General features: G+C 60.8%; 18 protein-coding genes. 13 read left to right on the top strand and 5 right to left on the bottom strand.

Going from position 1 to position 20,564, the window contains the following annotated elements:
- Positions 1-305 precede the first annotated feature (305 nt).
- The 6 genes from leuS to AC6CHO_RS04980 all read left to right on the top strand — a co-directional run bounded on the left by leuS (position 306) and on the right by AC6CHO_RS04980 (position 8,772).
- Positions 306-2,795 carry a leucine--tRNA ligase gene (leuS, locus tag AC6CHO_RS05005; protein ID WP_498213987.1) on the top strand — a complete coding sequence of 830 codons (2,490 nt, stop codon included), beginning with the start codon at positions 306-308 and terminating at the stop codon, positions 2,793-2,795.
- Between the two features lie 9 nt (positions 2,796-2,804).
- A complete protein-coding gene (locus tag AC6CHO_RS05000; protein ID WP_498213986.1) occupies positions 2,805-3,743 on the top strand; it encodes a DegV family protein in 939 nt (312 codons plus the stop codon).
- Positions 3,744-3,758: 15 nt separating this feature from the next.
- The gene (locus AC6CHO_RS04995; protein ID WP_498213985.1) at positions 3,759-4,415 is read left to right on the top strand and encodes a helix-hairpin-helix domain-containing protein; all 657 of its coding nucleotides are present in this window, start codon (positions 3,759-3,761) and stop codon (positions 4,413-4,415) included.
- The gene (locus tag AC6CHO_RS04990; protein WP_498213984.1) at positions 4,412-6,679 is read left to right on the top strand and encodes a ComEC/Rec2 family competence protein; all 2,268 of its coding nucleotides are present in this window, start codon (positions 4,412-4,414) and stop codon (positions 6,677-6,679) included. Before AC6CHO_RS04995 ends, AC6CHO_RS04990 begins: the two co-directional genes overlap by 4 nt.
- Positions 6,680-6,713: 34 nt before the next feature.
- Entirely contained in the window at positions 6,714-7,706 is a 993-nt protein-coding gene (gene holA, locus AC6CHO_RS04985; RefSeq protein ID WP_498213982.1) for a DNA polymerase III subunit delta, read from the top strand.
- A gap of 142 nt (positions 7,707-7,848) precedes the next feature.
- Positions 7,849-8,772, top strand: coding sequence for a hypothetical protein (locus AC6CHO_RS04980; protein WP_498213981.1), 924 nt, complete (start codon positions 7,849-7,851; stop codon positions 8,770-8,772).
- 309 nt (positions 8,773-9,081) lie between these two features.
- Here the strand turns inward: AC6CHO_RS04980 and rpsT are convergent, their stop codons facing one another.
- Together rpsT and AC6CHO_RS04970 are read right to left on the bottom strand one after the other, a co-directional pair.
- Positions 9,082-9,342 carry a 30S ribosomal protein S20 gene (gene rpsT, locus AC6CHO_RS04975; RefSeq protein WP_334123499.1) on the bottom strand — a complete coding sequence of 87 codons (261 nt, stop codon included), beginning with the start codon at positions 9,340-9,342 and terminating at the stop codon, positions 9,082-9,084.
- 170 nt (positions 9,343-9,512) lie between these two features.
- Entirely contained in the window at positions 9,513-10,073 is a 561-nt protein-coding gene (locus tag AC6CHO_RS04970; RefSeq protein WP_444663833.1) for a type II toxin-antitoxin system PemK/MazF family toxin, read from the bottom strand.
- A gap of 112 nt (positions 10,074-10,185) precedes the next feature.
- On the opposite strand from AC6CHO_RS04970, the gene lepA reads away from it, so the two are divergent.
- Together lepA and hemW are read left to right on the top strand one after the other, a co-directional pair.
- Complete coding sequence (lepA, locus tag AC6CHO_RS04965; protein WP_498213980.1) at positions 10,186-12,033, top strand: translation elongation factor 4; 1,848 nt, start codon at positions 10,186-10,188, stop codon at positions 12,031-12,033.
- Positions 12,034-13,263, top strand: a complete 1,230-nt coding sequence (hemW, locus tag AC6CHO_RS04960) for a radical SAM family heme chaperone HemW (RefSeq protein WP_444663837.1) — start codon at positions 12,034-12,036, stop codon at positions 13,261-13,263. It abuts the gene before it with no gap.
- A gap of 15 nt (positions 13,264-13,278) precedes the next feature.
- Here hemW and AC6CHO_RS04955 read toward each other — a convergent pair whose 3' ends face one another.
- Positions 13,279-13,680: a DUF4870 domain-containing protein gene (locus AC6CHO_RS04955; protein WP_444663839.1), complete on the bottom strand. Its 402-nt coding sequence runs from the start codon at positions 13,678-13,680 to the stop codon at positions 13,279-13,281.
- 90 nt (positions 13,681-13,770) lie between these two features.
- Positions 13,771-14,643: a DUF3097 domain-containing protein gene (locus AC6CHO_RS04950; RefSeq protein WP_498213979.1), complete on the bottom strand. Its 873-nt coding sequence runs from the start codon at positions 14,641-14,643 to the stop codon at positions 13,771-13,773.
- Between the two features lie 128 nt (positions 14,644-14,771).
- On the opposite strand from AC6CHO_RS04950, the gene hrcA reads away from it, so the two are divergent.
- From hrcA to AC6CHO_RS04935, 3 genes are all read left to right on the top strand, one after another.
- A complete protein-coding gene (hrcA, locus tag AC6CHO_RS04945) occupies positions 14,772-15,785 on the top strand; it encodes a heat-inducible transcriptional repressor HrcA (RefSeq protein ID WP_060701634.1) in 1,014 nt (337 codons plus the stop codon).
- A gap of 66 nt (positions 15,786-15,851) precedes the next feature.
- The gene (gene dnaJ, locus AC6CHO_RS04940) at positions 15,852-16,979 is read left to right on the top strand and encodes a molecular chaperone DnaJ (protein WP_498213977.1); all 1,128 of its coding nucleotides are present in this window, start codon (positions 15,852-15,854) and stop codon (positions 16,977-16,979) included.
- Between the two features lie 2 nt (positions 16,980-16,981).
- Positions 16,982-17,755, top strand: a complete 774-nt coding sequence (locus AC6CHO_RS04935; RefSeq protein ID WP_498213976.1) for a 16S rRNA (uracil(1498)-N(3))-methyltransferase — start codon at positions 16,982-16,984, stop codon at positions 17,753-17,755.
- A gap of 85 nt (positions 17,756-17,840) precedes the next feature.
- Here AC6CHO_RS04935 and AC6CHO_RS04930 read toward each other — a convergent pair whose 3' ends face one another.
- A complete protein-coding gene (locus tag AC6CHO_RS04930) occupies positions 17,841-18,752 on the bottom strand; it encodes a GerMN domain-containing protein (protein ID WP_498213975.1) in 912 nt (303 codons plus the stop codon).
- A gap of 311 nt (positions 18,753-19,063) precedes the next feature.
- Here AC6CHO_RS04930 and AC6CHO_RS04925 point away from each other — a divergent pair, with 311 nt between their 5' ends.
- On the top strand, positions 19,064-20,092 hold the full coding sequence (locus AC6CHO_RS04925; protein WP_498213974.1) for a PhoH family protein: 1,029 nt from the start codon (positions 19,064-19,066) through the stop codon (positions 20,090-20,092).
- Complete coding sequence (gene ybeY / locus AC6CHO_RS04920; protein ID WP_060701629.1) at positions 20,089-20,562, top strand: rRNA maturation RNase YbeY; 474 nt, start codon at positions 20,089-20,091, stop codon at positions 20,560-20,562. Before AC6CHO_RS04925 ends, ybeY begins: the two co-directional genes overlap by 4 nt.
- Positions 20,563-20,564: the final 2 nt, after the last annotated feature.

Genomic DNA, 20,564 nt, shown 5'->3' with positions numbered 1-20,564 from the left:
ACGAGCATCCCGTGCTGGGCCACGCGCTGATCGAACGCTGGGGCGGATTGTGGAGAACTTTCCGGCACGCGGCTTTGGCGCAAGCGAGGCCGGGAATGCCGCTGTGTCGAATCTGGCTCTTCACCGATGCGCGCCACTAGGCGATGTGCGATAGAATCGCGATATGCATCCGAAGCGCAACCTAGTTTAAGCACGGCCGATGGCCGTACCCCCGAGTGGAAATTTGGGGGCTTTTGTTGTGTCTGGAACCAAAAACAAGTTTTTCCAATCCGAAATATTTCCGCAAAGCGTGTGAGAAGAGCAGCGTGACATCATCGACGAATGAACCCAGGACCTACGACTTCAAGGACATCGAGTCCAAGTGGCTGCCGGTATGGGACGAGCTAGAAGTATTCAAGCCCGCCGATGATGGCAGCCGCGAGCGCCGCTATGTCCTGGACATGTTCCCCTACCCTTCGGGCGACCTGCACATGGGCCACGCCGAGGCCTTTGCCATGGGCGATGTTGTGGCCCGCTACTGGCGCTTGCGCGGCTTTGATGTGATGCACCCGATCGGCTGGGACTCCTTCGGCCTGCCAGCAGAGAACGCCGCGATCAAGCGCAACAGCCACCCGGCCGAGTGGACCTACAAGAACATCGACACCCAGGCCGCCAGCTTCAAGCGCTACGCCATTTCCGCCGACTGGGATCGCCGCCTGCACACCTCGGATCCCGAGTACTACCGCTGGACTCAGTGGCTGTTCACCAAGTTCTACGAAAAGGGCCTGGCCTACCGCAAGGACCACCCGGTGAACTGGTGCCCGAAGGACCAGACCGTGCTGGCCAACGAGCAGGTCGTCAACGGCGCCTGCGAGCGTTGCGGCACCGCGGTGACCAAGAAGTCCCTGAACCAGTGGTACTTCAAGATCACCGACTACGCCGATCGCCTGCTGGATGACATGGAGCAGCTTAAGGGCCACTGGCCCGAGCGCGTGCTGCTGATGCAGAAGAACTGGATCGGCCGCTCCGAAGGCGCCGAGGTGACCTTCGAGATCGAGGCCGCCGGGGACAAGCCCGCGGTGAAGATCCCGGTCTTCACCACCCGCCCGGACACCCTGTACGGTGCCACCTTCATGGTGGTCGCCGCCGACGCCGACCTGGCCGGCGAGCTGGTCACCGATGAGCACCGCGGCGCCCTGGAGGACTACCAGGAGCAGGTCAAGGCGCTGAGCGAGATCGAGCGCCAGTCCACCGAGCGCGAGAAGACCGGCGTGTTCACCGGCCGCTATGGCATCAACCCGCTCTCGGGGGAGAAGCTGCCGATCTGGGCCGCCGACTACGTGCTGGCCGACTACGGCACCGGAGCGATCATGGCCGTGCCCGCGCATGACCAGCGCGACCTGGACTTCGCCCGCGCCTTCGACCTGCCGGTGCGTGTGGTCGTTCAGACCGGTGCCGAAGACCCGAATGAGACTGGCACCGCCACCGCCGGGGAGGGCCAGCTGGTCAACTCGGGCGAGCTGACCGGCCTGGAGAAGAGCGCGGCGATCGCCAAGGCAATCGAAATCGTGGAAGCTGCCGGCACCGGCAAGCACACCATCAACTTCCGCCTGCGCGACTGGCTGCTCTCCCGCCAGCGCTTCTGGGGCACCCCGATCCCGATCATCCACTGCGCCGATTGCGGCGAGGTCCCGGTTCCCGATGACCAGCTGCCGGTGCGCCTGCCGGACAACCTGCGCGGCGAGCAGCTGTCCCCGAAGGGCACGTCCCCGCTGGCAGCTGCCGAGGAATGGGTCAACGTCTCCTGCCCGAAGTGCGGCGGCGCCGCCAAGCGCGACACCGACACCATGGACACCTTCGTGGACTCCTCGTGGTACTTCCTGCGCTTCGTCTCCCCGGATTACACGCAGGGGCCTTTCGATCCGAAGGCCGTGCGCGACTGGATGCCGGTCGGCCAGTACGTCGGCGGCGTCGAGCACGCCATCTTGCACCTGCTCTACTCGCGCTTCTTCACCAAGGTCATCCATGACCTGGGGCTGATCGACGCGACCGAGCCATTCTCCGCGCTGCTGAACCAGGGACAGGTCCTGAACGGCGGCAAGGCGATGAGCAAGTCGCTGGGCAACGGCGTGGATCTGGGCGAGCAGCTGGACAAATTCGGCGTGGACGCCGTGCGCCTGACCATGGTCTTCGCCTCCCCGCCGGAGGACGACGTGGACTGGGCCGATGTCTCCCCATCGGGGTCGCAGAAGTTCTTGGCCCGCGCCTGGCGCATCGCCCAGGACGTGGCCAGCGAGGCGGGCGTGGACTACGCGGCAGGGGACAAGGCGCTGCGCCAGGTCACCCACCGCACCGTGCACGAATCCGCGCAGCTGCTGGATTCGGGCAAGTTCAACGTGGTCATCGCCAAGGCCATGGAGCTGGTCAACGCCACCCGCAAGACCATCGACTCCGGCGCCGGCGCGGCCGACCCGGCAGTGCGCGAAGCGGCCACCGTCGTCGCCCAGCTGCTGAGCATGTTCGCCCCGTACACTGCCGAGGACATGTGGGAAGCTTTGGGCTACGCGCCATCCGTGGTCACCAGCACCTGGCCAGAAGTTGACGAATCGCTGCTGGTGGATGACACCGTCACCGCCGTGGTGCAGATCAAGGGCAAGGTCCGTGCCCGCCTGGAGGTCCCGGTGGACATCACCGAGGACGAGCTGCGCGAGCAGGCACTGGCCCATGAAGCGGTGATCCGGATGCTCGAGGGCAAGGCGCCACTGAAGGTGATCGTGCGTGCGCCGAAGCTGGTGAACGTGGTTCCGGCCCCGTAAGCTCGGCTCATGGACGAACGACAGAAAAGCTCGCGCGCGGGCTGGCTGCCCAAGTGGCTGGCCCCGCGCGGGCTTTCGCGTCCCCGCATCGGGGTTGTCACCGACTCGGCCTCCTGCCTTCCCGCAGGTTTCCGCGACCGCCCCGGCTTCGTGGAGGTCAACATCCCGATTATTGTGGATAGCCACGTGCAGGGCTCGGATACCCAGGCGCTGATGATGGGGCTGGCCATGGGCAAGGCGGTGAAGACCTCGCGCCCGGCACCGGGCGAATTCGCGCGCGTCTACCGCCAGCTGCTTGATTCGGGATGCGATCACGTCATCTCCATCCACATGTCCGGGGCCCTGTCGGGCACCGCGGAGGCCGCGCGGCTGGCTGCCGCCGATTTAGGCCACCAGGTCACGGTGCTCGATTCCCGCACGGTGGCTTTGCCGCTGGGCTTTGCCGTGGCCGACGTGCTCGATGCCAGGGATGCCGGGGCGCCGGTGGAAATGCTCGAGCAGATCGTCCGGATGTCCACCGCCAGCTCCGTGTACTTTGCGGTGCCTTCCCTGGAGCAGCTGCGCCGCGGCGGCCGGATCAGCGCGCTCTCCTCGGTGCTCGGCAGCCTCTTGAACGTGAAGCCGATCCTGACCATCGACCAGGGCGCCATCTGCGCACTGGAAAAGCCCCGCTCCTTCGCCCGCGCCCAGGCCCGGCTCGTAGCCCTTGCGCTGCGCGATGCACGGGCAGCCAAGGGCCCGGTGCGCCTGGGCGTCATGCACTTTGGCGCCGTTGAACTCGCGACCGAAATTGCCACGGAGCTGGGCCCCTTCAGCAGCCAGCCGGTGGTGATCGAATCGCTGCCCGCGGTGCTGGCCGCCCACACCGGGATGGGTGTTCTCGCGGTATCCGTGGCGCCGCTGGATCCACAGCCAGCCACTGATAGCCTGGAGCCTGCCGGGCCCTGATCCATACTGTGGCGCATGGGCCGCCACGATTTTTTCAGCAAGTACGCGCCACGCCCCGGTCGTGTCAGGTTTGCAATCTCGCGCGTGGCGGTGCTTGCCCTGGTCCTGATCGTGCTCGGCTGGATCGGCATCTCGATACTTTTGGCTCCGCCGCCGGCCAGCGAGCAATTGGCGGCGATTCCCCTTGAATCCGGGCCCTCGAGCAGCAGCGCCCCGGCCGGAAGCCCGTCCAGCCCGGGCCACCGGCCCGGACCGCAGGTGACCGTGCATGTTGTTGGAGCGGTCAAGAAGCCCGGCGTCTATGACCTGCCAGAAGGCTCGCGCATCACCGACGCGGTGAAAAAGGCTGGCGGCCTGGCCAAGGATGCCCACCCCGAGCTGGTCAATCTGGCTGCCAAGCTCGTAGATGGCCAGCAAGTGATCCTGCCCGGCGGCAGCAGCGCTGCCACAGGGCAGAACGCCCCGGCGCCCACCGAGGCAGCGAAAATCTCGATCAGCACTGCCGACGCGCAAACGCTGCAGGAGCTCCCCGGCATCGGCCCTGCCTTGGCCGAGCGGATCATCGACTTCCGGACCGAAAACGGCCCATTCGCCTCGGTCGCGGAACTTGACGCGGTGTCCGGGATCGGCCCGGCCATGCTGGAAAAGCTCACCGAATTGGTGGTCCCATGAACACCGACTTTCGCGGCCTGTGGCTGCTCGCAGGGGCCTGGATCGCCGCCTACTTCACCATGCCTGGGCTGCTGCTCTGGGTGTTCATTGGCCTGTTGGCACTGCTGCTGGCCCTCTTGCTTCGAGAACGCCATGACGGCGCACAGGCCGCACCGTGGTTCACCGGCCCCATCGTTTTCCTGCTTGGGTTGCTGGCGGTGGCCTCGCTGGGCTTGACCCGGACCGAATGCGTTCTCCCCGAGGACCAGGAGCATCAGCGCCGCGCAGTGCTCAGTTTTGAGCAGCCCGGGGCGCCTGACCCGGAAGGAGTGCGGAAGGGCAAGGCAACAATCGAGCGCTACTGGCAGGATGATGCGTGGGTGCAATGCGAGATACCGGTGTATTTGAGCGTGCCGTACCCGCTGCCGGATCATGCCGCTTCCTTCGAGAGCGTTGTCAGCCTTGACCCGGCGGATGCCGGATCCTTCAACTGGTGGGCGCGGGCGGCCAGCGAACCGAAGGTGCTTTCCGAGGCCGAACCGAACGCTGCCGATCATTTGAAGCAGCGGTTTTCGCTGGCCCTCAACCATTTGCCGGGCAATGCCCGGGCCCTGCTGCCGGGCATGCTCTATGGCGATCGAGAAGGCCAGGACGAGGCATTGTCTGATGCGATGAAGACCAGCGGCCTGAGCCACCTCACTGCGGTCAGCGGATCAAATATTGCATTGCTGGCCGCAATCGCCCTGGCCCTGCTTCGGCTGTTCCAGATTCCCAGGGCGCCAAGCACGTTGTTGATGATTGGCGCAGTGTGGCTTTTCACCTGGTTCGTCGGGCCGGATCCCAGCGTCCTGAGAGCAAGCTTGATGGGCAGCATTGCAGTCCTCTCGCTGCTCGCCGGCCGGGGCCAGGCCTCGTTGGGGATCCTGTCTTTGAGCGCGACCATCTTGCTGCTGATTGATCCGGGACTGGGAGCCGAACCGGCTTTTGCCCTGTCGGTCCTGGCCACCCTTGGCATCATCATGCTGACACCGGCGCTCACCGAAATTTTTGGGCAATTCCTGCCTTCGTGGCTGGCTGAACTGACTGCTATTTGCTGCGCAGCACAATTTACCTGCCTGCCGGTGGTTATTGCGTTGAACAGCAATTTCAGCCTCTATTCATTGCCCGCAAATCTGCTGGTTGCACCATTGCTCCCGTTGGTTACCGCGGTCGGGATGGCGTGTTTGCTGCTTTGCACCCCATTGCCGTCCGTGGCCCATGCCCTGCTGTGGATCCCGGGGCTCCCAGCCGAGCTCATTGGCCGCATCGCGCAGTTTTCCGCTGGCCTGCCGGGTGCGGCCAGGCCATGGCCTGCTGGCGCCTTTGGAATTGTCCTGGCCATCATGCTGGCTGCCGTGCTTTGCATCCTCTTGATCGCGGGGCGCGAGACAGAACATGTTCGCGTGCGACAGGTTTCATTAGGCATACTCGGCGCTGTCCTCGTCTTTGCCGCGGCATTGATCGTGCCGGCGACGATGTTTTATCGCGCACCGGTTGGCACCAACTGGAATATCGCCATGTGCGATGTCGGCCAAGGTGACGCCGTCGTTATCAATGTGGGGGAGAACCAGGGATGGCTGATAGATGCAGGTCCTCCGGACGGAAACGTCGTCCAGTGCCTGCGCAGGCTGAATATCACCGCGCTGCCCATCATCTTTGTTACCCATTCCCACGCCGACCATTTAGGAGGAATCGAAGCCGTGGAGGAGTCAGGCATCAAAATTGGCCAGCGGCTGGTCTCTGCCGGTTTCGAAATCGACCGGTGGCCCGGGGCCCAAGTGGTCGAGCAGGGAGGTGGCCAGGACTTCGGAACCGTGGACTATCACGTGATCGGTCCGGAGACCGTGGCGGCAAGGAGCGCGGAACCCAATGACACGTCGCTCGTGATCCGTTTTACGTTCCATACGCACAATGGGGACATCGACTATTTTTCCGCCGGAGACATGGAGACCGAGGCCATGGCCGCGCTGCTGCGCAAGAACCCGCAGTCGCCTGCCGCGATTCTCAAGGCCTCGCATCACGGAGCCCGAAATGGCGGAACTCAGATCATCAAATCCATATCGCCCCAAGTGCTCTTGGTTTCTGCGGGCAAGGACAATTCCTATGGCCATCCGCATCCGGAAACCCTACGGGCCGCTCAAGAGGTTGGAGCCCGAGTCTTCAGGACTGACCAGTCAGGTACGGTGCTTCTCACATTTACCGAGCAAGGGGTTCTGAGTACTGCCATGGGTTCGCCAGTTCGGTAGGATCGATATATCGACCGAAGCACTAAGGAGCTCGATGGCACGCGCCCAAGCCAATCCAGGGATCTCATGGCGAGAACTCACGCCGCAACCGCTGATTTTGCTCACCGGTTCAGAAGATTACCTGGCGTCCCGAGCTTTCGAGCTGCTCCGTTCGCAAGCCTCTCAGCGTGAGGATATCGAGGTCACACGGCTCGACGCATCCAAATATGAGCCGGGGGAGCTTTTGCTGGCTACCAGTTCCTCGTTGTTCTCCAGCGCCAACCTGGTGGAAGTTCACGAGCTCGCCCAGATGAACGAGTACTTCCTGAAAGATGCCACCAGTTATCTCAAGGACCAAGCGCCCGAAAATGTCTTGATCATGCATTACTCGGGTGGTACCCGTGGCAAGAAGCTCATTGATGCGATTAAAGCGGCTGGCGCATTGATCGTGAATTGCCAACCGGTGAAAAAAGACGCGGAGAAGATCGACTTCGTCCAGGCAGAAATGAAGGCAGCGAAGCGCCGGATCACGAACGACGCGATGAAAGCCCTCGTCGCTGCCGTAGGCAACTCTTTGGCCGAGCTTGGCTCGAGCTGCTCGCAGCTCATTCAGGACACTACAGGCACGATTGACCAGGACATGGTTGATCGCTACTACGGCGGCCGCGTCGAGGCGACGGCTTTTAAAGTCGCTGATGCCGCAATTTCCGGCAATGCACAGGCCGCTCTGCGAACGTTGAGGCATTCACTGGGTACCGGAACGGATCCGATTCCCATTGTGGCGACCCTGGCAATGAAAGTGCGCCAGCTCGCCAAGGTTCTCGGGGTGAATGAGCCAGCTGCGACGATGGCCTCCGAGCTGGGGATGGCCCCGTGGCAAGTTCAGCAAGCGCAGCAACAAGCTCGCGGCTGGAAACGCAGCGACCTGGCCCTGTGCATTGAAGAAATCGCGAACACGGACCGGATGGTCAAGGGCGGAAGCCGATCGCCAGGCTACGCCCTGGAGCATGCCATCCTGTTCATTTCCGAAAAAGCACCAAAAAGATAGAACAATGCCCCGTGCGATGCCCTGGAGATGCGCTGGCGTAGTGCGCCAGCAAACTTGGACCCACCACGCAATCTTCTAGTCGTTGCATAAAAAGTCGATGCTGAAGTCCGCAGTTTCCTGCAGCGCCGTTTATACTAACAGCATGATTAATCGACGATCACTCGCAAAAATCGCTGCTGGAGCATTGTCAGCTCTTGCACTGGCCGCAACCCTGTCCGCCCCCGCCTCGGCCTACGAGCCTGCACCCGAAGGCCCGGCGGGACTGACCTGCAACGCAGACATGAAGCGCGGGGATCCAGAGTTCCCCGGCCTTCTCAGGGGAGTGCAATACGCCTACTGGCCCGGCTCGAATGAAGGTGGTCAAGGCGTGGACGCCTTCGTCAATTTGAATCCAGTCCAGCACACGAACTTGGGATTCAATCCGAAAGCGCTCGTCAAGAAAAATGGCTATGATTCCCTGTTGTATGCGACCAATCCCGACGGCACTCTCTATGTGGTAGACGGCTATGAATCAACCGTAGTCAATAACACGTGGGCTGGAATTCGAACCATGACGGACGTTGTGGTGACCGACAAGTACGACTCTGTCACCGGTGTCACCTACACCTACGCCATCACCGATCAGGGTGCACTTTATCGATACACGCAGTCGCAAGCGACCGCCAACATGTTCGGCAGGGTCCAAGTTTCCCCTCGCGGCTGGTGGCCGTTGAAGGGATTCAGCTACTGGATGACCAAGACCCTGTCCAACGGCGACCAAGCGGATATTTTCCTGTCCAACGCCTCGGACGGCCGGTTGCTGGAATACACCATTCCTCGGGCAACGCCGACGAAATGGTCCTCAAAAGTTGTTCGCTCCTCCACGTGGCAGAACTTCGTTTCCTTCTCCGTTGGAAACTGCACTGATGCCAATGGAAATCGGACACGAACCGCTCCGCTGCTCGCCACCACAAAGGCCGGCGATGTGTGGCTTTACTACGTCAGCAAATCAACTCCCGACGCGCCGCCAGCCGTCACCAATGGCACTCGCATCGCAACTGGTTTCGCCAACTCGTACAACAGCTGACGCTATATAAGCAGAAGTTCCGGGATCTGGCCGGAGCCTGCCAACGTGTTCTGCACCGCAGGGCCCGGCATGGCTGGCTCCGGCTGTTGCGCTCAACTTGGCAGTTCGGTGGGCAGCGGCCTGGTTCATCGATCAGCGCTCAAAGCAACAGGAGATTCCGGTCCGCAGTAACACCCGGCATTGAGCATCGGATTACCTCGCCGAAAAGCCAGGGCCGATTCAACGGCCATCTCCTGTACCACTGCCGCTGGCAACACAAAACCCCCGCACCCAATGGATGCGGGGGAGATGATGAAGTCTAAGCTTGGCTTAGAGGGCGCTAACCTTCTTGGCAATTGCCGACTTGCGGTTTGCAGCGTTGTTCTTGTGCAGAACACCCTTGCTTACAGCCTTGTCGAGCTTCTTGCCAGCCAGGCGCAATGCCTCGGTTGCCTTATCCTTGTCACCGGAGGCTACTGCCTCGTTGACGTTGCGGATTACGGTCTTAACCTCGGAACGGACAGCTACGTTACGCAGACGTGCCTTTTCGTTGGTCAGGATACGCTTCTTCTGGGACTTGATGTTAGCCACTTTAATAAACTCTCTCGTTTATCGTTTTATACGGTCGGTAGAGGGTTCATCCTTCAGGCCATCGACTGAGCGGTGTGGGGCACCTATGGCGACCCGAAGGGGGCGTGTTGCCCAACCTGCGCAACACACAAGGATTAACTTTATCAGACACGGGGCCAAACAACGAGTACTTAGGCTCGTTCGTTTAGGGCGTTCACCACATTTGAGAAGCGTTCCCGGTCCAAGATGGCCCCCTCGCGGCGAATGGACTGGTCATTCAGGCGAATGATGCGATCCAGCTTCACTTCGCTGGGACGCCGTTCCCGATCCCAACTCCCGGTTCCAATATCCATGTAGTCAGGATTCTGGTGGTTTGAGGTGTTCTTGTCCTTGCTCGTAAGCATGAGGCCAAGAAGCCACCCGCTGTCTCGACCGACAATCAGCACCGGACGGTCCTTGCCCTGGGAGTGGTCCTCTTCGTACGGCACCCAGCCCCAGACGATTTCGCCCGGATCGGCGTTGCCGTCCAATGATGGCTGGTACTCGTAGTTGATCGTCCCGCGGAAATCGCCCGGGTAACCGCCCGCAGCCGATGCGCCGGCGTTGCTCGCGCGCCCAGACGAGGCACCAGGGTTGCTCCGCGAGCCAGAATTCCCGGCGCTGCTCTTTCCTGCGGTGCGAGAGCGTGTCGCATTGATCTGCTTGAACACGCGCATCACGAGTCTAAGTATCTTCTCTGGATTCACTGCCATGAACGACAAACTACCAGCTGCCGATGGCTGAAATACGTGATGACTCGGAAACCATGACAGAATGGAGGCTAATCCAACTACGTCTTTTAGTCAGCTAGTGAGGTCTGTTTAGGTGTCTCCATTGGCCCGCACCGCTCAGGTGCCTGCCGCGACCGATCCGTCGCTTATCCGTAACTTCTGCATCATCGCCCATATCGACCATGGCAAGTCGACCCTGGCCGACCGCATGCTGCAGTTGACCGGCGTTGTCTCGGCCCGCGACATGAAGGCCCAATATCTGGATCGCATGGATATTGAGCGCGAACGCGGCATCACCATTAAGTCCCAGGCGGTTCGCATGCCATGGGAGTCCGAAGATGGGACCGCCTACGCGCTGAACATGATCGACACCCCGGGTCACGTCGACTTCACCTACGAAGTGTCGCGTTCCCTGGCCGCTTGCGAAGGCGCCATCCTGCTGGTCGACGCTGCCCAGGGGATCGAGGCCCAGACCCTCGCAAACCTGTACCTCGCTATTGAGGGCGACTTGACCATCATCCCGGTGCTGAACAAGATTGACCTTCCCAACGCGCAGCCTGAAAAATACGCCGCCGAACTGGCCAACCTGATTGGCTGCGAGCCAGATGAGGTGCTCAAGGTTTCGGGCAAGACCGGCGAAGGCGTCGAGGCGCTGCTCGATGAGGTCATCAAGCAGCTTCCACCGCCTGTCGGCGATGCCAAAGCGCCAGCGCGCGCCATGATCTTCGACTCGGTGTACGACACCTACCGCGGTGTGGTGACCTATGTACGTGTCGTGGATGGCAAGCTGTCTCCTCGCGAGAAGATCCAAATGATGTCCACCGGCACCACCCACGAACTGCTGGAAATCGGCGTATCCTCGCCAAACCCGGAGCCCACCAAGGGCCTGGGCGTTGGCGAAGTGGGCTATCTGATCACCGGCGTCAAGGACGTCCGCCAGTCCAAGGTGGGCGATACCGTCACCAACTACCTGAAGCCTGCCAGCAAGTCATTGGGCGGCTACGAAGAAGCCAAGCCAATGGTGTTCTCGGGCCTGTACCCGATGGACGGCACCGATTACCCGGTACTGCGTGACGCGCTGGACAAGCTGCAGCTCAACGACGCCGCCCTGACCTACGAGCCGGAAACGTCTGTCGCCCTGGGCTTCGGCTTCCGCGTGGGCTTCTTGGGCCTATTGCACCTGGAAATCACCCGGCAGCGCCTGGAGTCCGAGTTCAACCTGGATTTGATTTCCACCGCGCCGAACGTGGTGTACGAAGTCATGGGCGAAGACAAGCAGATGATCACCGTGACCAACCCTTCGGAGTTCCCGGACGGAAAGATCCTGGAAGTGCACGAGCCGATGGTGGCCGCCACCATTCTTGCTCCGAGTGAATTCATCGGCGCGGTCATGGAATTGTGCCAGACCCGGCGCGGCACCATGCGAGGCATGGACTACCTTTCCGAGGACCGCGTGGAGATGCGCTACCACTTGCCGTTGGCTGAAATCGTGTTCGACTTCTTCGACCAGCTCAAGTCCAAGACCCGCGGCTACGCCTCGCTGGACTGGAAGGCCGATGGCGAGCAGGTTGCCGACCTGGTCAAGGTCGACATCTTGTTGCAGGGCGACCAGGTGGATGCGTTTTCCGCGATCACCCACCGGGACAAGGCCTACGCCTATGGCACCATGATGACCGGCAAGCTACGCGAATTGATTCCCCGCCAGCAGTTCGAGGTGCCGATCCAGGCTGCAATCGGTTCGCGCATCATTGCCCGCGAGAACATCCGCGCAATCCGCAAGGACGTTCTTGCCAAATGCTACGGCGGCGATATCAGCCGCAAGCGCAAGCTGCTGGAGAAGCAGAAGGAAGGCAAGAAGCGCATGAAGATGGTTGGCCGCGTGGAAGTTCCGCAGGAAGCCTTCATCGCAGCCCTGTCCACCGACGAGCCGAAAAAGAAGTAAATGCCATCAGTACTGCCTGACGGCGATCCGGCTCCGGCCGATGGTCTGCTCCCGGCCTCATGCGCGCATGAGGCCCAGGGGCGGACCATGTCCTTTTATGTCCATATTCCGTTCTGCACGGTGCGCTGCGGCTACTGCGATTTCAACACGTACACCGCCACCGAGCTGGGTTCGGGTTCGAGCCAGGCGACCTATGCTGCCACGGTGAACAAGGAAATCAGCTTTGCCCGCGAGGTGATGGACCGCTCGGGCCAGCCGCACCGGGAAATTGAAACCGTCTTCTTTGGCGGCGGCACTCCGACGCTATTGCCCGCCGGTGACTTGGTATCGGTGCTCGGTCAGATTCGCCGGGACTTCGGCCTGAAGCCGGGTGCGGAAATCACCACCGAGGCCAACCCCGATTCGGTGACCCGCGAGAGCTTGCAAGAACTGGCCGACGGCGGATTCACCCGTGTTTCCTTCGGGATGCAGTCTGCTGTGCCCCATGTGCTCAAGGTCCTAGAACGAACCCATGATCCCAAGCGGGTACCCCAGGCTGTGGCATGGGCTCGCGAAGCCGGCCTTGATGTCAGTGTCGATCTGATCTACGGCACTCCGGGGGAGAGCCTGGAAGATTGGCGCATGAGCATCGAAGCGGCGCTGAGCTACGAGCCGGACCATATTTCCGCCTATGCGCTGATCATCGAAGAGGGAACCAAGCTTGCTGCGCAAATCCGCCGTGGCGAGGTTCCCAATATCGACGATGACGACCATGCCGAGAAATACCAGATGGCTGATGAGATGTTCGCTGCCGCCGGTTTCTCTTGGTACGAAGTGAGCAATTGGGCCAAGACTCCAGCCAACGCTTGCCAGCACAATATTGCGTACTGGAAGGGCGGCGACTGGTGGGGTGCAGGACCTGGCGCGCATTCGCACGTCGGCGGCCTGCGCTGGTGGAATGTGAAGCATCCAGCTGCGTATCAGCAGCGCATTGACGCAGGGATCTCACCCGGACACGGCCGAGAGTACCCCGATGCCCAGGCTGTCCAGCTGGAGCGAACGATGCTGTTGACCCGCCTGAGTTCCGGCATGCAAATCAGTGAGCTCGATGCCACCGGGCGCACCAAGGTCGCGGGGCTGATTGCTGATGAACTGATTGATGCCAAGGCGGCTTTTGCTGGCACCTTGGTGTTAACGCAACGAGGCCGGCTGCTAGCCGACCTCGTGGTGCGAGAATTGCTCGATTTCTAGACCTGGGTAGAACTGCTACTTCATCAGGCGAAGATTGAACTTGTAGCGGTAGGGGCGTCCCTTGTTGGCCTGAATGGCGGCAAGGGCGCCCGATACTGTCATCGTGACCCACAGGGCCACGGCAAGCACGGAGAAGAGCCAGCCGATGCCGGGCAGGATCGTGCATACGTTCAGCGCGATCGCCAGGATCGTGAGCGGGAAAGTGAAGTTGAAGGCTTCCTTGGATTCCTGGGCGGTGAATGCGCCTCGGTCACGAAAAACCGCAAAAATAATGGCAGACGGAATGCAGCCGAGAATGGCGCCGAAGTGGGCCATGGTCGACCATTGCCGGTCCTCGGTTGGAGTCAGCGGCAACGCAGCGGTTCGCGATCCTTCGAAGCGCGAATTCTCCGATGACTGCGTCTGGCGTGAAGTCACTATTTTCCCTTGTCTTGCTGTGGCTGGTTTTCTTCTCCATCATAGCTGGCTCGGTTCACGCAGAGGCTGGTTTACCGGGCTAAAGTCCAGCTATTGGTCAATTGTTAGGAAACCGTAATCTTCGGTGGTCAGAAAATCGATCAATTCTTCTATTCTTCCCAAAAGCTGTGGTTCCAGCTGCCCATAATGCGAAACCGTGGACAGGATCCGCTGCCATCCGATACCGATATCCTCGGCAGTTTCGTGCGGCCAGCCAAAGGCGCGGAGCACACCGGTTTTCCAGTCGGTGCCCTTGGGGATGACAGGCCAGGCCTTGATTCCGAGCGTCGCGGGCTTGATCGCTTGCCAAACGTCGATATACGGGTGCCCGAGAATCAGGACGTTCTGTGCTGCGCCGGGGACCTTCATGGCCTCGGCGGCAATATGGGCCTCTTTGGTGCCGGCCACGAGGTGGTCAACGAGGATGCCAAGGCGGCGTTCCGGGGACGGGGCAAAATCGCGGATGGCTCCGGCCAAGTCGTCAACACCGTGCAGTGGTTCAACAACGATCCCCTCAACACGCAGGTCGTGGCCCCAAACCTTTTCCACGAGTTCCGCATCGTGCTTGCCTTCCACCCATATGCGGCTGGCACGTGCCTGACGGGCCTTCAATCCGGTGACCGCCCGGGAGCCGGATGCCGAGACCATGGTCTTGGGCTGCGCGGCCTTGGCTACCGGATCAACCATCTCGACGGGTTCGCCTTCGAGATAGAATCCGAAACCGGCCTGGAACGAGCGCGTCTTGCCATGGCGGTCCTCCAGCACGATGATGCGCATGCCGCCGGACTTCTCGGTACGCATGACTTCGCCAACCCAGCCTGAGGTGGCGTCTTCCAGAACCATGCCGCGTTCGATGGGTACCTGGCGGAGTTTTTTCTGTGCCGGGGCACTGAGATCTTGCGGTCCCCAGGAGTAATTAGCCACGTACTGCCTTTCGCTGTGATCGAATACGCTCGAAATCCAATGCTAGCAACCGCTGAACGTATTAGACTTGGCACTTGACAGGTTAGAGTGCCAAACCCTTCTGATAGGGATGCCAAGGAGGTGGCGTTGTGAGTGAGCTTCGGCGTTTGGATGTTTTGCGCGCCATCGTGGAAGACTACGTCCAGTCGCGTGAACCGGTTGGTTCCAAGGCGCTGCTCGATCGGCACAATCTTGGCGTCAGTGCGGCCACGATCCGAAATGACATGGCCTTGCTGGAAGAAGAGGGCCTGATCGCTGCCCCTCACACCTCATCGGGGCGTATTCCGACCGAAAAGGGCTACCGCCGTTTTGTCGATGAGATTGGCGAGCTCAAGCCGCTGTCCAGGGCCGAACGCGATGCCATCAACAAGATCCTGGATGACTCCACCGACCTGGATGAGATGCTTAAGAGCACTGTCCGGCTCTTGGCCAGACTGACCAATCAGGTGGCGATGATCCAAGTGCCGCACTACGACACCGCGTCGCTGAAGAACCTCGAACTGCTCAGCTTGGGCAGCTCCCAGGTGCTGATGGTCATGATTGCCTCCAACGGCACCGTTGACCAGCGCATGATGGCCGTTGCGCGCTTGTACTCAGATGCCGAATTGGCCGACCTGAAGCTGTGGCTGCTCAATAGTTTCGAGGGAGTCCAGCTCGCCGATCTGAGCGGCAAGCTGACCCGCGCCGGGCTGAACCCGCAGCAGCAATCCGAGCCATTGGTGGACAGCGTATTGCATGCCTTGGAAGAAATGGCCCAGGCAGCCAATACCCAGCGCATCATCATGTCTGGAACAGCCAACTTGGCCCGCGTGGAAGGCGACTTCCCGCTGACCATCACCCCGGTGCTCGAAGCCCTCGAAGAACAGGTCGTGCTGCTCAAGCTCTTCTCCGAGCTGGAGGCCGACTCGCGCGGCGTGGCGGTGGCCATCGGCACCGAGCATCACTACGGGCAGCTCTCGGAGGCCGCGGTGATTGCCACGACCTACGGTGCCGACGTGCGCAACAAGCTTGGCGTGCTCGGCCCGACCCGCATGAACTATCCAACATCGATGGCCTCGGTGCGGGCAGTAGCCCGCTACCTGTCAAAGATTTTGGCGCACTAGCTACGCTGGCGATACGCTTAGCATTTTTTGAATTTTGCATTTTTAGGAAAGGACACGGCGAATAACGTGAGCTCGCATTACGAGACCCTGGGCGTTGCCAAGGACGCGACCCCTCAGGAAATCAAGAGTGCCTACCGAAAGCTGGCACGCAAACTGCACCCGGATGTGAATCCAAGCGAGGACGCCGCAGAGCAGTTTAAGCTTGTGACCCGCGCTTACGAGGTTCTTTCCGACCAGACCAAGCGCTCGAACTACGATGCAACTGGCGATGAGAACGGCAACGGCCACCCAGGCTTTGGCGGCGGCGGCGGCCAGGGCTTCGGCGGGTTCGGCGACATCTTCGAGCAGTTCTTCGGCGGCGGCCAGGCCCAGGGCCCGTCATCCCGTACCCAGCCGGGCCGCGACGCGCTGATCACCATCACGATCGACTTGGAAGACGCAGTCAAGGGCACCGTCTACCCGCTGGAAATGGAAACCGCAGTCACCTGCAAGACCTGCAACGGCACGTGCACCCGTGAGGGCACCAGCCCGGTCACCTGCGATATCTGCCACGGCGCCGGACAAGTGCAGCGGCCGGTCCGCTCCTTCCTCGGCCAGATGATGACGGTGGAGACGTGTGCGGCCTGCCGAGGATTCGGCACGACCATTCCGGACCCCTGCTTGGAGTGCAACGGCGAAGGACGCGTGCGCGAGCATGTCTCGAAGTCGCTGAATGTTCCAGCAGGTGTCGATTCGGGCACCCGCATCCAGCTGCGCGGCCAGGGCGAAGCAGGCCCCGGCGGTGGACCGAATGGCAACCTGTTTGTCGAGGTCGACGTGCGCCGCCACAAGGTCTTCGAACGCGCGCAGACCGACCTGCACGCCAAGATGAGCCTCCCGATGACCGCAGCCGCACTGGGTTGCGAGCTCAAGCTGGAAACCTTCGACGGCGAACAGCCGATCAATGTGGAAGCCGGTGCGCAAGACGGCGACACCGTCACCTTGCCAGGTCTGGGCGTGCCACGCCTTCGTGGTGGCAAGCGCGGCGACATCATCGTGCATCTTCAGGTGGAGACCCCGACCAAGCTGGACGCTGCACAGCGCGATCTGCTCGAGCAGCTGGCCAAGCTGCGTGGCGAGGAAATGACCGCTGGACGCGTTGAGCATTCAGGCGGCATGTTCTCCCGGCTGCGCGACAAGCTGAACCAGCGCTGAGCATGAGCAACCACAGCTTCGTCATCGACACCGAACTGGCACGAAACTCAGTGCCGGGGGAAACCTTGGAGCTCTCCGGTCCTGAGGCCCATCACGCGGCGACAGTCAAACGAGTCGCAGCAGGTGAGTACCTGGACTTGCTCGACGGCCAGGGCCTTCGCCTTACTGTCGAAGTGCTGGGCACCGGCAAGGATCTGCTGCGCGCCAGGGTGCTCGAATGCATCCAGGAAACGGGCAGCGACCATCCGGTCACCTTGGTGCAGGCGCTGTCCAAGGGCGAACGTGATTTGCAAGCCGTCGAGTCAGCGGTGGAGCTTGGAGTGCTTGCCGTGCGCCCGTGGCAAGCTGACCGGTCGATCGTGCGCTGGAATGCTGCCAAGGCGGATAAGGCCCTGGCCAAATGGCGGGCCCAGGTCCGCTCAGCCCAGAAGCAATCGCGTCGCGCTTTCGAACCCGAGGTTTTGGCACCGGCTCATTCCAAGGAACTAGCGAAGGCTGTTGCTGAGGATGTCCAGGCTGGGGCACTGGTTCTGGTGCTGCACGAGCAGGCCACGCAACCGGTGGCAGCGCATGTCACTGGCTGGCTTGCCGGGGCGGAGCAGGGGCAGAAGGTTGTGATGATCGTCGGCCCCGAAGGGGGAATCTCCGATTCGGAGCTGAAGTCATTCACCGATGCTGGAGCGCATGCCGCCTTGTTGGGCCAGCACGTATTGCGGGCTTCCACTGCAGGACCGGCAGCGCTGGTATTGATCCGGCATTTGCTTGGAGAAATCTGACTAGTATGGCTATTCGCGGGCACCTTGTGAAAGGTTCCCGCGAATTTTTGGTTACTTGCGAAAAATAAAGCGGTTCGAGCGCCGGTTATTTAACCGTGAAGACCGAAGTCACTTCGCCGACTTTTGCATCCGATTCGGTTTCCATGCCCCAGAAAGTGAGCCTGTAGGAACCGGGGGAGAGCCGCTCGCTGATGCTGAACGCGCCATTTTTTTCAATTTTTCCGGGGATCACCTGCTTCTGCGCGGTGATCACCGTGAGTTTGCCGTCGGCGTCTTTTTTCTGCAGGGAGTAGAAAGTTCCAATATCAAATTTGGTCGTTCGTCCATTGATCCGCACTTTGCCTTCTGCCAGTACAGTTCCGTACTGCGGATCCACGATCCAGATCGGCGCCATGAACTTGGGGTTGCGCTCATAAACGTCTTTCAGCCGATACCCGTCAAAAACTTCAGCATTCGGCTGGCCATCAACAAGGATTTTTACCGTCGGAGCAGATTGGCCCACCAGAAGGCCGGAACTAGAGGCTGCAGCCGTTGCCGTGAAGACCAGCTGCTGGATCGAGCGTTCCGAGAGGCCTTCATCGAGATGTGCGCTGAAGACCTTGGCGGGCAAATCCAAGGTGATCACGTTGGTGCTGCTCATCGAGACGCCGATTTCGTCGGATGCGCCCAGATGCGTGTAGCGATGCGGTCCGGCAGGCTCTGCGGTCAGCAAGGTCCAGATGGCGTCGCCGACCGGTTCATTGTGGCGGTTATCCGGCAGATACTCGCGATACAAGAACACTCCGGTATCCGTATTTTCCAGCCAGTAGATCGGCAGCTTGGTTGCCATGCCGATCTGTTCACCAGCGTCGGTGGCACTAGGCAGGTTCAAGGACTCGGCGTTTGCGCTGTAAGGCATCTCAAAGGAGCTCTCGCGATTGCTTAGGCCGCAACCAGCGGCGATCACGAGGGCGGCAGCAATTCCGACAACGCCAATTCGGCGCGGAATTTTCTGCAAGAACCTTGACTGCACTACATACCAATCCGTGAAACTTTTTCGGTTTTGGGCTCGCAAAACATTTTGGAGCCGCTGTCATAGCTTGCCATACGAGTTGCCGCGATCTGCCCGAAATCGGCCCCACTTGCTAATCCGTAACCAAATCTATATCTTCGCGACCTGCTGGAAATAGATTCATTTAAGACTACTTTCAGGTTCTGCTCTTACGCTCAGGCCTGAATTTCCACCGGAAAACCCGATGACTGGATAGAATGGAACCAAGGATAAAGCAACACCACCATCAAGCTCACCAAAGGGGCACCAAGCACTGCATGCAGGTTGAACAGAATAAAACGCAAGCGGACTCGGAGTCCGCATCGCTCACCATTAGTTTTGATACAGCTGAACTCATGATTGCTACCTTGGGCCCGAATGATGAGCTCTTGCGAATCCTCTCCGGCGCCTACCCGCAGGTGAGTTTCCGGCCTAATGGCCAAGCCCTTGTGCTGGCAGGAAACCCGCAACAGGTCCGCAAGGCGCAGCGGGTGGCCGAAGAAGCACGATCGCTGGCGATGCGCGGTTCACGCATGAGCGCGGAGACCATCGAGCAGATCATCAAGATGCTCAGCGCCGGGAACCCCGACGCGCCCACCGATGTTCTGGGGCTGAAGATCCTCTCTGGCCGCGGCCGTTCCATTCGCCCCAAGACGGTTAACCAGAAAAGCTACGTCGATGCCATCGAAGAGTCGACCATTACCTTCGGCATCGGGCCTGCAGGCACTGGCAAGACCTTCTTGGCCATGGCCATGGCAGTCGCCGCCTTGCAGGACAAGCAGGTCAACCGGATTATCCTGACTCGGCCTGCAGTTGAAGCGGGGGAGAAGCTGGGCTTCCTGCCCGGCTCGCTAACGGAAAAAATCGACCCGTACCTGCGTCCGCTCTACGATGCGCTGCACGACATGGTTAATCCTGAGACCATTCCGCAGCTGCTTGAAGCGGGAACCATCGAGGTAGCGCCCCTGGCATATATGCGCGGGCGCACCCTGAACGATGCCTTCGTCATTCTCGACGAAGCGCAGAACACCACCAGCGAGCAGATGAAGATGTTCCTGACCCGTTTGGGCTTCGGCTCGAAGATGGTCGTGACCGGCGATATCACCCAGGTCGATCTTCCCAACAACGCAACCTCCGGGCTGCGCATGGCCAGCGACGTGCTTGAAGGGATCGATGACATCGCCGTCTGCCGGCTCGACGCATCAGATGTGGTCCGCCATCGCCTGATCGCTGACATCGTGTCCGCCTATGACCGCTGGGACGATACACGACGCAAAGGACACAACCGGGGACGGCGCAGCAAATGAGCATTGAAGTAAATAACGAAACCGAATACGACGTCGACCTCCAGGACGTCAGCGCCCTGGCCGACTCGGTGCTCAAGGCCATGTACCTGCACCCTGAAACCGAGGTGTCGGTGGTATTCATCGACGAAGAGGCCATGAGTGCACTGCACGTTGAGTGGATGGACCTTGAAGGTCCCACCGATGTCATGAGCTTCCCCATGGATGAGCTGCGCCCGGGATCCGCCAGCGCACCGGGAGAGAACGGCATTCTCGGCGATATCGTGATCTGCCCGACGGTAGCCGAAGCCCAAGCCAAGGCCGGCGGGCACAGCACCCATGATGAAATCCTGTTGCTGACAACGCATGGCCTGTTGCATCTCATGGGCTTCGACCATATGGAACCCGACGAAAAAACGGAGATGTTCACTTTGCAACGCCGCCTGCTGGAGGCCTACACCGGTCGCCCGGCACCGAAGGAAACGGTGGAATAGCC

It is taken from the genome of Glutamicibacter sp. GQ173, assembly GCF_059759215.1.
The sequence above is the reverse complement of the archived record's forward strand: the minus strand, read 5'-3'. Positions and strand labels throughout refer to the sequence as shown.